19 protein-coding genes and 1 pseudogene are annotated in these 14,321 nt (G+C 42.4%); 9 read left to right on the top strand and 11 right to left on the bottom strand.

Annotation, left to right across the window (positions count from 1 at the left end; translation table 11 throughout):
• Position 1 precedes the first annotated feature (1 nt).
• Positions 2–976 (top strand): GTPase Era, encoded by a 975-nt coding sequence (era, locus tag AABK37_RS21850; RefSeq protein WP_432553631.1) that lies wholly within the window; start codon positions 2–4, stop codon positions 974–976.
• Positions 977–1,158: 182 nt separating this feature from the next.
• Positions 1,159–1,836: a response regulator gene (locus tag AABK37_RS21845; protein ID WP_432553630.1), complete on the top strand. Its 678-nt coding sequence runs from the start codon at positions 1,159–1,161 to the stop codon at positions 1,834–1,836.
• Between the two features lie 22 nt (positions 1,837–1,858).
• Here the strand turns inward: AABK37_RS21845 and AABK37_RS21840 are convergent, their stop codons facing one another.
• Both AABK37_RS21840 and AABK37_RS21835 read right to left on the bottom strand, forming a co-directional pair.
• Positions 1,859–2,077, bottom strand: a complete 219-nt coding sequence (locus AABK37_RS21840; RefSeq protein WP_432553629.1) for a type II toxin-antitoxin system HicB family antitoxin — start codon at positions 2,075–2,077, stop codon at positions 1,859–1,861.
• Positions 2,074–2,298, bottom strand: a complete 225-nt coding sequence (locus tag AABK37_RS21835) for a type II toxin-antitoxin system HicA family toxin (protein WP_432553628.1) — start codon at positions 2,296–2,298, stop codon at positions 2,074–2,076. The genes AABK37_RS21840 and AABK37_RS21835 overlap by 4 nt, the downstream gene beginning before the upstream one ends.
• 198 nt (positions 2,299–2,496) lie before the next feature.
• On the opposite strand from AABK37_RS21835, the pseudogene AABK37_RS21830 reads away from it, so the two are divergent.
• Positions 2,497–2,691, top strand: a pseudogene (locus AABK37_RS21830) (response regulator transcription factor); the annotation flags it as partial.
• A gap of 14 nt (positions 2,692–2,705) precedes the next feature.
• On the opposite strand, the gene AABK37_RS21825 reads toward AABK37_RS21830, so the two are convergent.
• The 4 genes from AABK37_RS21825 to AABK37_RS21810 all read right to left on the bottom strand — a co-directional run bounded on the left by AABK37_RS21825 (position 2,706) and on the right by AABK37_RS21810 (position 5,763).
• Positions 2,706–3,035 carry a hypothetical protein gene (locus AABK37_RS21825; protein WP_432553627.1) on the bottom strand — a complete coding sequence of 110 codons (330 nt, stop codon included), beginning with the start codon at positions 3,033–3,035 and terminating at the stop codon, positions 2,706–2,708.
• A 216-nt stretch (positions 3,036–3,251) separates the two neighbouring features.
• Positions 3,252–3,965, bottom strand: a complete 714-nt coding sequence (locus tag AABK37_RS21820) for a Crp/Fnr family transcriptional regulator (protein WP_432553626.1) — start codon at positions 3,963–3,965, stop codon at positions 3,252–3,254.
• A gap of 197 nt (positions 3,966–4,162) precedes the next feature.
• Positions 4,163–5,344 carry a PAS domain-containing protein gene (locus AABK37_RS21815; RefSeq protein WP_432553625.1) on the bottom strand — a complete coding sequence of 394 codons (1,182 nt, stop codon included), beginning with the start codon at positions 5,342–5,344 and terminating at the stop codon, positions 4,163–4,165.
• Positions 5,341–5,763, bottom strand: coding sequence for a response regulator (locus tag AABK37_RS21810; RefSeq protein ID WP_432553624.1), 423 nt, complete (start codon positions 5,761–5,763; stop codon positions 5,341–5,343). The genes AABK37_RS21815 and AABK37_RS21810 overlap by 4 nt, the downstream gene beginning before the upstream one ends.
• Before the next feature lie 491 nt (positions 5,764–6,254).
• Between AABK37_RS21810 and AABK37_RS21805 the strand changes: the two genes are divergently transcribed.
• Both AABK37_RS21805 and AABK37_RS21800 read left to right on the top strand, forming a co-directional pair.
• Positions 6,255–6,728 (top strand): TspO/MBR family protein, encoded by a 474-nt coding sequence (locus AABK37_RS21805; protein ID WP_432553623.1) that lies wholly within the window; start codon positions 6,255–6,257, stop codon positions 6,726–6,728.
• Positions 6,729–7,404: 676 nt separating this feature from the next.
• A complete protein-coding gene (locus AABK37_RS21800) occupies positions 7,405–7,878 on the top strand; it encodes a TspO/MBR family protein (RefSeq protein WP_432553622.1) in 474 nt (157 codons plus the stop codon).
• Positions 7,879–8,151: 273 nt separating this feature from the next.
• Here the strand turns inward: AABK37_RS21800 and AABK37_RS21795 are convergent, their stop codons facing one another.
• Together AABK37_RS21795 and yidD are read right to left on the bottom strand one after the other, a co-directional pair.
• The gene (locus AABK37_RS21795) at positions 8,152–8,862 is read right to left on the bottom strand and encodes a M15 family metallopeptidase (RefSeq protein ID WP_432553654.1); all 711 of its coding nucleotides are present in this window, start codon (positions 8,860–8,862) and stop codon (positions 8,152–8,154) included.
• A gap of 113 nt (positions 8,863–8,975) precedes the next feature.
• Complete coding sequence (gene yidD / locus AABK37_RS21790; RefSeq protein ID WP_432553621.1) at positions 8,976–9,224, bottom strand: membrane protein insertion efficiency factor YidD; 249 nt, start codon at positions 9,222–9,224, stop codon at positions 8,976–8,978.
• Positions 9,225–9,283: 59 nt separating this feature from the next.
• Between yidD and AABK37_RS21785 the strand changes: the two genes are divergently transcribed.
• Positions 9,284–9,985: a diacylglycerol/polyprenol kinase family protein gene (locus AABK37_RS21785; protein ID WP_432553620.1), complete on the top strand. Its 702-nt coding sequence runs from the start codon at positions 9,284–9,286 to the stop codon at positions 9,983–9,985.
• 131 nt (positions 9,986–10,116) lie between these two features.
• On the opposite strand, the gene AABK37_RS21780 is transcribed toward AABK37_RS21785, so the two are convergent.
• The 3 genes from AABK37_RS21780 to AABK37_RS21770 form a co-directional block, all read right to left on the bottom strand.
• Positions 10,117–10,650 (bottom strand): hypothetical protein, encoded by a 534-nt coding sequence (locus AABK37_RS21780; RefSeq protein ID WP_432553619.1) that lies wholly within the window; start codon positions 10,648–10,650, stop codon positions 10,117–10,119.
• A gap of 168 nt (positions 10,651–10,818) precedes the next feature.
• Positions 10,819–11,061, bottom strand: a complete 243-nt coding sequence (locus tag AABK37_RS21775; RefSeq protein WP_432553618.1) for a hypothetical protein — start codon at positions 11,059–11,061, stop codon at positions 10,819–10,821.
• 21 nt (positions 11,062–11,082) lie between these two features.
• Entirely contained in the window at positions 11,083–11,232 is a 150-nt protein-coding gene (locus AABK37_RS21770; protein WP_039743319.1) for a hypothetical protein, read from the bottom strand.
• 397 nt (positions 11,233–11,629) lie between these two features.
• On the opposite strand from AABK37_RS21770, the gene AABK37_RS21765 reads away from it, so the two are divergent.
• The 3 genes from AABK37_RS21765 to AABK37_RS21755 all read left to right on the top strand — a co-directional run.
• Positions 11,630–13,087, top strand: coding sequence for a nicotinate phosphoribosyltransferase (locus AABK37_RS21765; protein WP_432553617.1), 1,458 nt, complete (start codon positions 11,630–11,632; stop codon positions 13,085–13,087).
• A 76-nt stretch (positions 13,088–13,163) separates the two neighbouring features.
• A complete protein-coding gene (locus AABK37_RS21760; protein WP_432553653.1) occupies positions 13,164–13,763 on the top strand; it encodes a nicotinate-nucleotide adenylyltransferase in 600 nt (199 codons plus the stop codon).
• Positions 13,724–14,321, top strand: a 598-nt coding sequence (locus AABK37_RS21755; protein WP_432553616.1) for an NUDIX hydrolase, incomplete at its 3' end; no start/stop codon positions are given. The genes AABK37_RS21760 and AABK37_RS21755, both read left to right, overlap by 40 nt.

Below are 14,321 nucleotides of genomic sequence, written 5' to 3'. Positions count from 1 at the left end.
TATGACGGTGGAGCCAAAGGTGAAAAGTATTGATAATTATACCTTCTCTTTTTCAGGAGAAGTAACTGTCCCCCAGGCTCCTCCTGAGTTCAAATCGGGTTTTATCGGCATTATCGGTCGTCCCAATGTCGGTAAATCTACGTTAATGAATCAATTAGTAGGACAAAAAATTGCCATAACTTCTCCAGTAGCGCAAACTACACGCAATCGTTTGCGAGGCATTTTAACGACACCAGAAGCGCAGTTAATATTTGTCGATACACCAGGAATTCACAAACCCCATCACCAATTAGGGGAAGTGCTGGTGAAAAATGCGAAAATTGCGATTGAATCGGTGGATGTAGTGCTGTTTGTAGTAGATGGCTCGACAAGTTGTGGTACAGGCGATCGCTATATTGCCGATTTGTTGACTAAAAGCGAAACACCTGTAATTTTGGGTGTAAACAAAATCGATCAACAACCGAAAGATTCTCAGGTTATAAACGATAGTTACGCTGAGTTAGCACAATCCTATAAATGGCAAACAGGAAAATTTTCCGCCAAGACTGGGACTGGATTGCCTGAACTGCAAAATTTATTAATTGAACATTTAGAACTCGGACCCTTCTACTATCCACCCGACTTGGTAACTGACCAACCGGAACGCTTTATTATGGGAGAATTGATTCGAGAACAGATTTTGCTGTTAACTCGTGAGGAAGTTCCCCATTCGGTAGCGATCGCGATCGATCAAGTCGAAGAAACACCAGCTATCACTCGCGTACTTGCCACCATCAACGTTGAACGAGATTCCCAAAAAGGCATTCTCATCGGTAAAGGTGGAGCTATGCTTAAAGCTATAGGTAGTGCAGCTCGCGAACAAATCCAAAAGTTAATCGCCGGCAAAGTCTATCTAGAATTATTCGTCAAGGTACAACCAAAGTGGCGTCAGTCTCGCGTCAGTTTGGCTGAACTCGGTTATCGCGTGGAAGAGTAAAAGAGTTAGGAGTTAGGAAATATACCGCCCTCACCCTGGAAGGGTAGGGCTACACAAACAAAGCCCACCTACGTGGGCTATAAAGATTTTAGCCTGCGGAGGCAGGCTTTGTTCGTGTAGCCTCAGGCTTTAGCCTGAAGGCTAGTGATATCCACCATCCACTAACCACCAACACACAAAAAATGTCTTCAAATACAGTCTCTGCGTTCAATCTACCTTTAGATGCTGCACCGTTGCGGGTGTTAATTGTTGAAGACGATCCGATGATGCAACTCGGATTAGAACAATCATTAATGGCTCATCCTCAGTTGGAAATTGTCGGACAAGCGGAAGATGGTTATTTGGGTGTGCAAGCTGCACTGAAACTGAAACCAGATTTGGTGGTGATGGATATTGGTTTACCGCGATTGGATGGAATTGCAGCGACACAACAAATTAAAGCTGCATTACCACAAACGCATGTAGTGATGCTGACATCTCATAAAACAGAGACAGAAATTATTGCCGCGTTATCTAGTGGTGCTGATGCTTATTGTATCAAAGGGGCGAGTGTCGAGCGGTTGTTGAATGCGATCGCTGCTGCGGTTGAAGGTGCTGCTTATCTCGATCCGCAAATTGCCAGACAAGTAATTGAAAATCTTAAACCTCCTACCCCCACAGGTAATACGGCAAATTTATCGCAACGCGAGTTAGAAGTTTTGAAACTGATGGTAGACGGTTTGAGTAATCCAGAAATTGCCGAGAAATTATATCTGAGTCCGAACACGGTGAAAACTCACGTCCGAGGAATTATGAATAAGTTAGCAGTTGACGATCGCGTGCAAGCAGCAGTTGTCGCTCTGCGTTCCGGGTTGGTGTAATTAAAAGAAATCGCTACGACCATTAGGCAACCTGAAGCGTCCTAGGTTCAGGGATAGGTTCACCTTCTGCTTGCCAAGCTTCCAAGTACATTTCAATAACTTCTTCACCGTTATGAATTGCTTCCTCACGATTTTTGCCATGAGTGCAAGGCATCACAACAAGATCGGCAAACTCTGGAATCGTGACTAGGAAAAGCTGATCTTCATCAGACCATTGAACAATCATGCTGTACCGATTCATGAATCCTTGTCCTCCCTTAACTCTTCCAGTGTAGTAAGTAACTTTGCTAGTTGTTTTTCTAGATAGAGTGGCACATCATCTCCATCCTTGCCTGAGATTGTCAGTGTTTTTCCAAGCATAGGATGCCGCCAACGCTCATGGCTACCCTTGCCGCGCTTGGGCAGGTAAACAAATCCTTCACGCGCAATCTGAGATTTCAACTCTCGAATCTTCCTGGGCATGGATATTGTCTTGGTGTTCCATCCGATTTTCTCACTTTCTCTTCCTTTCAAGCCACTGTTACGCCACGTTTCTGCGTACCTTTGTTCGCAACCAGCTCAAATGCCGCCCGAAGTCTCCAAAGAAAACATTAGCTCTTATATTCTATAAATTTGAGCGAATTCAACAAATAATTTCTAGGCTACCGCCTGCACCACAAAGTAGGCAATTTATCGGGACGCGAGTTAGAAGTTTTGAAACTGATGGTAGACGGTTTGAGTAATCCAGAAATTGCTGAGAAATTATATCTCAGTCCGAATACGGTGAAAACTCACGTCCGAGGAATTATGAACAAGTTAGCAGTTGATGATCGCGTGCAAGCAGCTGTTGTCGCTCTGCGTTCCGGGTTGGTGTAATTAAAAGAAAGTCTCTAGACTGGGCAAAGACGGTGCAGAAGATTGATCAACTGTTCTGCATCTTCTGGGTAAGTGACATACTCACTTTCGCCCACCTTAACATCCTTGCCTTCCATATCCTCCCCGTACTTTTCAGCTATGACAACAATCGGGGTGTGGCTGGGAAGTCCTACGGCTTGACGTATGCGCCGCCCCATGTTAATGAACTCTTCTATCGACAGCCTTACCTGGTTAATCAATATCATATCAGGGCTTTTACGCCCCCCAATCGCCCGTTCTATCGCGCTTTCTTCGTCTAGCGCTACAATTACGTGGTAGCCGACGTTGCGGAGATTAGTTATCATAAACGGGCGCGTCTCGTCATCTTGTTCGAGTAGCAAAATTGACGGCGGCGTGTTTTGTTTCTCGCTCATGAGTGGGGCTTTACTCGTTGAAAAAATGTTAGTTTTAGATGGAAGCAAAGTCATAATAATATAATCTCAAGTATTTTATTGCAGTGATAATACGTAGATTAACTTCAGCCTTTGTTTTTTGCTGTATCAGAAAAGGTGAGAACAATTTTATCGATCGCCTCTGTCCTTTTCTCCAAGTAAGCGATCGTATTCGTCTTTGACAACTCGGAAACACTCGCACGCACCCGCTTCGAGTGCCTGTAAATCGAGGATATCGACGTGACCGCGCGTGTAGCGTATGAGACCGCTATCCTGAAGCTTTTGGGCAGCTTGGGTGACACCGGCGCGGCGCACGCCCAGCATGTCGGAGATAAACTCCTGCGTCAGCCTCAGTTCGTTTGATTCAACGCGGTCTTGCACTTCCAGTAGCCAGCGTGCCAAGCGTTGTTCTAGGGTGTGCAAGCGGTTGCAGGCGGTAGTCTGGGAGATTTGGGCGATGAAAGCTTGTGTATAGAACAGCAGCACGTCGCGCAAATCTTTATTGCGATCGAACTCCTCCAGCAGTGGACGCGCATCCATTTTGAACGCGCTGCCAGCGACCTGTACAATGTATGTCGTCTGCGTAGTCTCGCTTCCGCCCATAAAGGCATTGATGCCGATCGCTTCACGCTTGCCGACTATACCCGTCTCAGCCGTTCTGCCGTCGTTCATCGTGATGGTGATCGAAAGGACGCAATCGATGGGGAAATAGAGATCCTCGATAGTCTCGCCGGGATAGTGCAGCATGTCCCCCCGTTGCAGGGAGACTCGCTTCAGGTTGGAGGCTAGCTTGTCGTATAACTCGCGGGGCATGGCAGCTAGCAGATAATTTTCAACAGTCATCTGGAAAGTGTTAGAACTCGTATACAACTCATTGTTTATTAAAAAATGGCGCTTGCGCTACGCGCAAGCGCCACTTTGTTGTACGGTTGGCATAAATCTCCAGATAAATTGATAATCTGCAACTTGAGTTAATTATGTAAATTTTTCCGAAATTTTCTCAAATAACTGAGATACTTTCCCTTTTTTTGACAGTTGTCTTATGCCTTCAAAATTATGTGATGCTGAGAATCTACACTCAGCTTGTTTTGCTTTTCTAGTTGGTTAAGCGTCCGGGTGACGGTTACTCTAGTTGTGCAGCAAGCAGAGGCAAGGTCTTCATGAGTTAGACGAACACTCAGCCGGATGCCATCGGCTACAGGTTCCCCAACTTCGTGTTTTAACAACTGTAATAAACTGTGCAGACGGTCTGCAACTCGTGTTTGCCCGTGAACAGCAAGTAGCGATTCGGTTTGTTTGAGTCGTTGGCTAATTTGCGGTAAAAGCTGCTGTTTGAGTTGATTGGAATTCACTAACTCGGTGAGTGAAATACAGGATACCTGAGTATCAACTAGGGCAGTTGCTTCATAGAGTGGCAGCGAAGTCAAGCTAGAACCAAAGGCAGCTTTTGCACCTGCTAACCCAACTAACACTTCTTGAGCGCGTTGGCATAGCCTCTCTGAAAGAGAATCGCAAAACGTTGTTAGCTTTACTAGTCCTGAGTGAACCTGCCAAATTACCTCAGAGTTTAAAGGAATTGTTTCTCCTTTTAAATAAAGCTGCAAAGGATAGCTTTGATCAACAAGAGTGTCAGGTTGTTTTGCTTCAACTCTTCTGCGTTGGCGTAGCCTCTCTGAAAGAGAATCGCTCAAACGTAACAGCCAGCGCAGAGTCTGCGGTTCGTTTGCTGACTGGTGGCTTACAAAGACATTAACATGAATTGCTTCTTTTTTATAAGGCTGCAAGCTTAACTGCCACTCTTGTTTGCTAGGTTCTTGCTGATGCCGCAATTGAGTTTGAAACTCTTGCCGATCGTAACTTATAAAAGCTTTAAGCGATCGATTAATCAGCACAGATTGGGGAAGGTTCAGCAATTTAGCTGCTGCCAAATTCGCTTCTTGAATTTTCCCGCTTGTATCTGTCAGCAAGCAAGCATCGGGGATAAACTCTAACAACTCTTTGTAGCGCTGAGACTCGACTTTTAGAGTCTGGTTAGCTAATGATAACTTTTGATTTTGCTGATAAACCATCTGTGCTGCTATCTGAAGTCTCTCAGAGGCAATGCTAAGTTCTGTCATTGATGACAGCACTGGTGGTGATGAGGATGTGTTGATTTGTTGATATAAATTAGTTAAGCGATCGCTCATCGCTTTTAGCTGTTGAGTAAAAACAGTCGCATTCATGCTGCACTCACCAATTGAATTTGTTTAGTTACGTTAGCAACTGTTGCGATTAACTCGTCAAAGTCAACAGGTTTGGATAAGTGCTTGCAAAAACCGACTAATCGAGCATAGGCACGATCATACTTTGTGTCGTATGTCGTTAAAGCGATCGCGGGAATCTCGACTTGTTCGGCAACCTCAAATGCTTTTACCTTATGCATCAACGAAAAGCCGTCTTCATTGGGCAAGGCAATTTCGCTAATCAAAACATCTGGTTTAACTTGTTTGAGAATTTCTACAGCCTCGCTTACGCAATTACAGGCGATCGTCTCTATGCCATAATCTTCAAACACCATTCTCAGTAAATCTCTACAATCAGGGTTATTATCAACAACCAGCACTCGCACACCGTTAAGCCGTAAAGATTGATCGCACATCATAGGGAAATACTTTGTTTGAATACAAACAGCGTTATTTAATTAAACAGACAACATTTGCCTGCCGTTTTGCAGGCAGACCAATGCAAACAATTTTTTGATAAATGACTGGGCTTTTTAGCCGAGATACGGGAAAGTTCTCGCTTTGTGTGTTAGTTAAGAAACAGCAACCAAGCAACGGGCGATGCTTTAAAGCGTTAGTTATTACTTATCTTCTTTGAGAATAATTCAAAGTTGCATCAAGCTTCAGTACGCTTTCGCACTTAACAACTTTATTTTTAGCGCGATCGCTCTTAAGTATGACTTTAACAAACGTTTTTCTACCAATTTCCTTTCTTAAGATACACATGCAGTAGTAATGAAGTGCTGGAGTGAGGATTTTTTACTTTGAATGCAAGCAAATCAAACTGAGGGATGATGAGCAATTTACTTGTAAATTGGCAAAATCTGAATATAAGGCGCGATCTTCCTTCTAAGCGTCAGGGATGTGGGGCATGATTAAATCTTGGATGGTGATTGGGGGTGTGACTTTCGTAGTTGCGCTGGCTGCTAATTTCATTACCCCAAGCGATCGCAGATGGTTTAAAAGCTTGCAAAGACCGAGATGGCTAACTTTTGAAGCCGCAATTCCACTTATTTGGACTGTAATATTTATCTGCGGTGCTTGGTCAGCTTATATTGTCTGGGAAAAAAACCCCTCAACGACTGAAACATGGTTGCGAATGGGTTTATACCTACTTTTAGAAATTGCTACCATCGCTTACACCCCTGTAATGTTTAGACTTCGCAGCCTGAAAATCGGTACAATTATTGGTGCGATCGGTTTTATTATCGCTGTTATTTTAACTTTAGCAGTTTTACCCGTTTCTGGTTGGGCAGCACTGTTACTGGTTCCTTATTTACTTTGGAGTCCTATTGGCACTTACACCACTCAAGCAATGACCAAGCTTAATCCTCAAGATAAATAAGCGTTAGTTGATGGTTGGTGGTTAGTTGTTGGTTGGTGGTTAGTTGTTGGTGGTTAGTTGTTGGTGGTTAGTTGTTGGTGGTTGGTTGTTGGTGGTTGGTTGTTGGTGGTTGGTTGGAGCGTTGTTATTTTTTTTACTATCAACTATCCACTACCCACTATCCACTATCCACTACCCACTACCCACTACCCACTATCCACTTTCTATCAAAACTACAACCTGCGACTGATTAAAAGCATACTTGAAAATTGTCAAAATTGCCGTGTGTAACTCAATCCGGTTTAGTTAAGGATAATAGCTGCACAGAGGATACCTTTGTAAAAGCATTAGTTTGTTGTCTTAATGATTAGCGTTGTAACGAAAGTTTAAGCAATGGTAACGACAGCTTCTTGTTTGTAACGAAAGTTGAAGCATTAGTAACGACAGCTTCTGCATTCGTAACGACAGCTTGAATGTTTGTAACCAAAGTTGAAGCATTAGTAACGACAGCTTGAATGTTGGTAACGACAGCTTCTGCATTGGTAACGACAGCTTTTAGCGTGGTGACAAATAAGCAACTTATACTAACGACGGTTTGTTGTGAAGTGACTGCGGTTCCAAAAAATTGAGGCTGAATAACCTTAAGTAAACGATATCAAGATACAACTTGACAAATGCACTTATTTGGGAGATGAATATGATTAAATCTTGGATGATTATTGGGGCGATAACTTTCGTTGTGATGATTGGTAGTTTCTTCATCACTCCGCGTGATATCAAATGGTTCGCTAACTTAACTCGTCCCAGATGGCTAGTTTTTGAACCACTAATTCCGATTATTTGGACTGTGATTTTCATTTGCGGTGCAGCTTCGGCTAATATTGTTTGGCAAAAAAACCCCGGAAGTTTGATAACCTGGCTGCTAATGGGTTTATACCTGCTGCTGGAAATTATCACTGTCACCTACATACCGATAATGCTGAGGTTCCGCAGTCTCAGAAGAGGTGAGATTATTGGTTCAGTTGGTGTCATTTTGGGTGTGCTGTTAACAATTTCCGTTTTGCCGATTTCCCCACTGGCAGCGGGTTTGCTAGTACCTTATTTACTGTGGAGTCCGATTGGTGCTTACACCACCGACGAGTTAGTTAAGCTAAATCCTCAAGATGCTTGAATAGGTGTTGGTTGTTAGTTGTTAGTTGTTAGTTGTTGGTTGTTAGTTGTTGGTTGTTAGTTGTTAGTTGTTAGTTGTTGGTTGTTAGTTGTTGGTTGTTAGTTGTTAGTTGTTAGTTGTTAGTTGTTAGTTGTTGGTTGTTAGTTGTTGGTTGTTAGTTGTTAGTTGTTAGTTGTTAGTTGTTGGTTGTTAGTTGTTAGTTGTTGGTTGTTAACCACTATCCACTATCCACTAACCACTATCCACTAACCACTACCCACTATCCACTATCCACTAACCACTAACAACACGTCCATAACGGGCTGTGAGAGAATTAGTTGGTATCAATTGATTATTCAACCATGCCCACATCTGATCTCCTAAAGAGAAATGCCACCATTCTCTAGGATTGCGTTGAAATCCGGCTTTTAACATGACGTTATGCAACAGTTGACGATGAGCGTGATATTGTTGTGCTTCGACGCTATTATTGGCAAAGTAATCGGGAAGCGATCGCTCTGACATTTCATCAATCACAGAACCCATATCAACTACTCGTCCATTATCATCTACCAACGTCACATCCACCGCCGCACCTGTACTGTGGGGAGGCGGAGTCTTTTCATCTAAACTGGGTACAGCCCAAATTTGATAAACCGCTTCCCAAATCTCTTGGCGTTTAGATAGTGACAACTCAGGCTCAATTAATCCCCTTTCTTCTAGCGCTTGAGCAAAACTGTAATCTACCATAAACTGTTGCACAGCAACCGGGCGATAAACATCAAAAATTTGAATGCGCCAATTTGGATGTATTAACTGTAAGTAACTTTGCGCTTCTATCAAGTTGTCAATCAAGCTTTCCCGGATAAAATAAGGAGAATGTTCCCCATAAGGCGCACCTAGCTTTTCATAAGGATGGGGAGATTCCACCGCAAACAATTCTAAAGGAATCTCCACCAACGGTTCACCACATTCGATAATTGGCACTTGATGATAAGGTCTCATTTCCATTTTGGGCATTGGGCATTGGGGATTGGTAATTGGTAATTGGTAATTGGTAATTGGTAATTGATAATTGATAATTGTCCCCCTCATCCCCCTCATCCCCCCCATCCCCCTCATCCCCCCCTCTCCCTCTCCCCCCCTCTCCCCCCCTCCTCCGGTACTGGATCGTATCCACCGGGATGAAAGGGATGGCAGCGCAAAATCCGCCAAATTGCCATCCAACTACCGCGTATAACTCCAAATCGTTCAATTGCTTCGATCGCATACATTGAACAAGTGGGCTGAAAGCGACAAGTTGGGGGAAACAGCGGTGATATGAAAATGCGATAACCTTTAATTAACCAAATAAATAATAATTTCATCGCAGTAACCCAAATCCTATACATTGATAATAAGCGTCAACGTTTTTCATATTGTTGTATTGTTAACTTCATTTTTTGATTTACAGTCAAGTCCATCTTTGTCGCTGCAATTTGCGATCGTAGCCGTTTGGGTATCGCTCATCCTTCTAATTGCGTGGCTGACAAATCGTTTTGTCAACAGCGATGCAGAACTTTTGCGTAAAATCGTTCATATTGGCACTGGCAATGTGATTTTATTTGCTTGGTTGCTGGATATGCCCGCGAGTGTGGGGATTACAGCTTCGATTTTAGCGAGTGCTGTTACCTTACTATCCTATATATTTCCGATTCTCCCAGCTATTAATAGTGTTGGACGCCAAAGTTTGGGGACATTTTTTTATGCTGTTAGTATAGGTGTTTTAGTTGCTTGCTTTTGGCACTTGCAACAACCTCAGTATGCGGCGATCGGCATTTTGATAATGGCATGGGGAGATGGATTAGCAGCGCTGATTGGACAGCGATTTGGCAAACATAAATATCAAGTCTTTGGAGTGCAAAAAAGCTGGGAAGGCTCTATGACGATGGCTGTTGTCAGCTATATTGTCTGTAGTTTGATTTTACTCTTCACTGTGGGCAATGTTTGGCAAACTTGGCTGGTATCACTAATAGTTGCTTTAATAGCTACTGGTTTAGAAGCTTTTTCTTTGTTGGGTGTTGACAATTTGACAGTTCCTATAGGTAGTGCGGCTTTTGCTTTTGTGTTGATTCAGTTACTGAGTTGAGAATAAATAGGATTTACGCATAAGATTGTAGCGTTTTTAAACGCAGAGGAACGCTAAGTAATCGCAGAGGGACGCTGAGGTTTTTTGAGTTTAATTTGTGGGGAATTTGGGCAATTTTTTACTTAGCGGCATTAGTTGTAACATCTGCCATGACTATAATACTGGCATCTGTAATTATGTCGTCTGTGATAATTTTGGGGTTGATATTGACGCTGGTATCTGTAGTAATGTCGTCTGGGGTGACGATTTTGACGCTGGTATCTGTAGTAATGTCGTCTGGGGTGATAATTTTGACGATAGTAAATGCGGTTTCGATTATACCTGCGATGATGACGCACTCGGCGATGACGTCGATGGATACGGTAACCTACCTTTTGCCAATAACGATGAAGACGCTGGTGATGGATATTCCGATAATACTCGTATTTGGTCTGTTTGACTTGGGCTGTATCAGCTTCCAAGTTGCTTTGAATTGATGAATCTTCTTCGCTGGCAAGTTTGAAGGAATTCATCAGACTTTGATTTGCCAGTGTGGAAGTAACTGGCAATGTCGATTCTTGAGACTGTGGCTGGTTTTGAACCTTACTTGTTATATGTGCTGCTGCTGTCTCAAATCCCAGGCAACTGGGCAATAGTAAAGCACTAACTATCAATTTCCAAAACATTGTTGAAGTTTTCCTAGTTTTTGATTCTCTGAAATGGCTAAATTTATCCCCAGCGTATTTTTTGCACTAGGAATAAACAAAGCCTTTAGTTAGGACTTACCACAGCCAGCATTATTAAGAGAGTATCCAAGCGATCGCTTCTTTCACTCTCTGACAAATATTAATGATTTAATAACATTTACTAGGGGAATGGGTAATCGGTAATGGGGAATGGGTAATCGGTAATAGGGAATAGGTAATGGGCAATTGTTTAATGGGCAATGGGCTTTTGTTTAATGCGAGATTTTTTCCATGCCCTATGCCCCATGCCCCATTCCCAATTACCCATTCCCAATTACCCATTCCCAATTCCCAATTCCCAACAAAAAAAGTCGGTGGATAATTTACTTTTCCACCGACTTTAATTTTCATTGACACATCTAATATCATTATTTACCAATTGTCGGCTGCACCTTTGTAAGGTTCACCCGTAAAAGGTTGTATACCAATAACAGGATAAGCATCATCATTAGGACCAAAAATCCGCATCGCTGCTTCAGAAATATACTGGGCAATGCTCGCTAATATTCTGGAGATAGCCATCATATTAAATTCTCCTTTTTTCGCAGTGTTTTTAATTGCGATGTATCTACTTTAATTCTCCTATTCTCGACTGGCTCAGATTCTCAATATATTGAGAATTTATGCAATGATTCTTCAGGTCTTGTTGCAATACTTTATATAAAAAAAACTAAACTTTGCCCTTTGATTATGATTGTAACCTATACCAATAAATTTTTAATTTATCGTAGAGACGTTCTGCCCTGTGATTATTTATCACAAATACTATAAATAAATATGAACTAATTGATATATATAGTATTAATTTGACCGCAATTACCTGATTTCAAGCACTAAATGACATAAGTCCTGCGACAGTTGACATTATTTATGGTAAAATTTACCATAAATAAAAGCATTCTTGTAAAGGCGCGTGAGCATGATAACTTTGCCAAACTTGGACTGTGCAAATACCAATATTCAGCAAGAGAACCAAGAATTGAATTTCTCTGCGGCTGATTACAGTTTGCTGACTGACTTATACCAGCTAACAATGGCAGCTTGTTACACGGGTGAAGGTGTAGAACAATCATCGGCAAGTTTTGAATTGTTTGTGAGACGCTTACCTGAGAATTTTGGTTATTTAATTGCGATGGGTTTAGCGCAAGCGTTGGAATATTTAGAAAAATTCCGCTTTAATTCTTCTCAAGTGGCAGCTTTGCAAGCGACGGGGATTTTTGAAGGTGCAAGCGATCGCTTTTGGTCATTGCTGCTTGAAGGACGTTTTACCGGCTCGGTGTGGGCAGTGCCAGAAGGTACAGCGGTATTTGCGAATGAGCCGTTGTTGCGTATCGAAGCACCACTTTGGCAAGCACAGTTAGTAGAAACTTACCTGTTAAATACCATTAATTATCAGACTTTAATTGCCACAAAAGCCGCACGGATTCGCGATGTCGCAGGCGAGAAAGCCACCTTACTAGAATTTGGTACAAGACGGGCATTTAGTCCCCAAGGTTCTTTGTGGGCAGCGCGGGCAGCGTTAGGAGGTGGATTAGACGCTACATCCAATGTGTTAGCCGCGCTACAACTAAGACAAAAGCCAAGTGGTACAATGGCTCACGCCTTAGTCATGGCTTTATCGGCAATGGCAGGTAGTGAAGAACAAGCATTTACAGCATTTCATCGATATTTTCCGGGTGCGTCATTGTTAATTGATACTTACGACACAATCGCAGCTGCCAAAAAGTTAGCCGAAAAAGTCAACTCAGGAGAGATGAAATTAGCAGGAGTTCGGTTAGATTCTGGGGATTTAGTTAGCTTATCAAAAGAAGTGCGATCGCTTCTTCCTGATGTGTCGATTTTCGCTAGTGGTGACTTGGACGAGTGGGAAATTGCTAAACTCAAAGCAGCTGGTGCCCAAATTGATGGTTATGGATTGGGAACGCGACTAGTTACCGGTTCGCCGATAAATGGAGTTTATAAACTAGTAGAAATTGATGGTATCCCTGTCATGAAAGAGTCTAGCGGCAAAATCACTTATCCGGGACGCAAGCAGATTTTTCGCACTATAAATGAAGGTAAAGTAAAAGGCGATCGCTTGGGATTAGCAACGGAAAGTCATAGCACAGAACAACCTTTATTGCAATTAATGGTTAAAGACGGTAAACGAATACAAGCCTCAGAAACTTTAGCAGAAATTCGCCAACGCAGCGCAGCTTCAGTCGCGAGTTTACCTGAAGAAACCAGAAAACTAAATCATCCTGTCTCCGTACAAGTAGAGATTTCCGCAGAGTTAGAAAAACTCACCCAGCAGACGCAAAGATTAGGGACAGGGGGAGGGGGAGACAGGGGGACAGGGGGACAAGGGGACAAGGGAACAAGGAGACAAGGAGAATAACTCCTAACTCCTAATTTTTAACTCCTAACTCCTAACTCCTCACTTTTAACTCCTAACTCTTAACTAATTCAAAATGTTGAACATTGCTTTATTTGGTACTAGTGCCGATCCACCAACTGCTGGACATCAAACAATTTTAAATTGGTTATCCGAACATTACGATCGCGTGGTAGTTTGGGCAGCAAATAATCCCTTTAAATCGCATCAAACACCTTTGGAACATCGAGTGGCGATGCTACGATTATTAATTGCGGATATGAATACACCACAGCGCAACGTTGTTTTAGAACAAGAATTAAGTAGCTTCAGAACACTCGAAACGGTGGAAAAAGCCAAAGTGAGTGTAGGTGAAGACGTAGAATTAACATTAGTTATCGGTTCAGATTTGCTAAATCAGCTGCCGCGTTGGTATCGTATTGAAGATTTGTTGCGACAAGTACAATTACTAGTAGTACCGCGACCGGGATATGCGATAGATGAGTCTAGTTTGTCAGGGGTGCTTCATCTGGGAGGAAAAATTGCGATCGCTAACCTCATCGCTTTAGATGTTTCCTCAACAGCTTATCGTGAAAATAAAGACCCTAAAGCTTTAACTCCCCCTGTTGTTAACTATATTCAACAAAAGCATTTGTACGAATGCCAGGACACAAGCAAAAAAAAATTCCAAATCTGTTAAATCAACAACCTTTGGCTGATTTCAAAGTTGGTGTCGATAATGTAATTTTTTCTGTAGATACCGCGCAAAATCGGCTACTAGTTTTATTAATAATGCGACAGCAAGAACCATTTTTAAATCAATGGAGTCTTCCCGGTACTTTAGTACGTCAAGGAGAATCATTAGAAGATGCCGCTTATCGCATCATGTCCGAGAAAATTAAAGTCAACAATCTCTATTTAGAGCAATTGTATACCTTTGGCGGACCCAATCGCGATCCACGCGAAGCGATCAATAGCTTTGGTGTGCGCTATCTATCAGTTAGCTACTTTGCCCTTGTTCGCTTTGAAGAAGCGGAATTAATTGCCGATAAAGTAAGTGGTATAGCTTGGTATCCAGTGAAGCAAGTACCGCAATTAGCCTTTGACCATAACGAAGTTTTAGCGTATGGACACAGACGGCTGCGAAATAAATTAGAGTATAGTCCGGTAGCTTTTGAAGTCTTACCAGAAACATTTACTTTAAATGATTTATATCAGTTATACACCACAGTATTAGGAGATAATTTTGCCGATTATT

The sequence above is a fragment of the Tolypothrix sp. VBCCA 56010 genome (assembly GCF_050875635.1).
Lineage (GTDB): Bacteria > Cyanobacteriota > Cyanobacteriia > Cyanobacteriales > Nostocaceae > Hassallia.
Note: the sequence above shows the minus strand (reverse complement) of the source record. Positions and strands in the feature narration are given on the sequence as shown.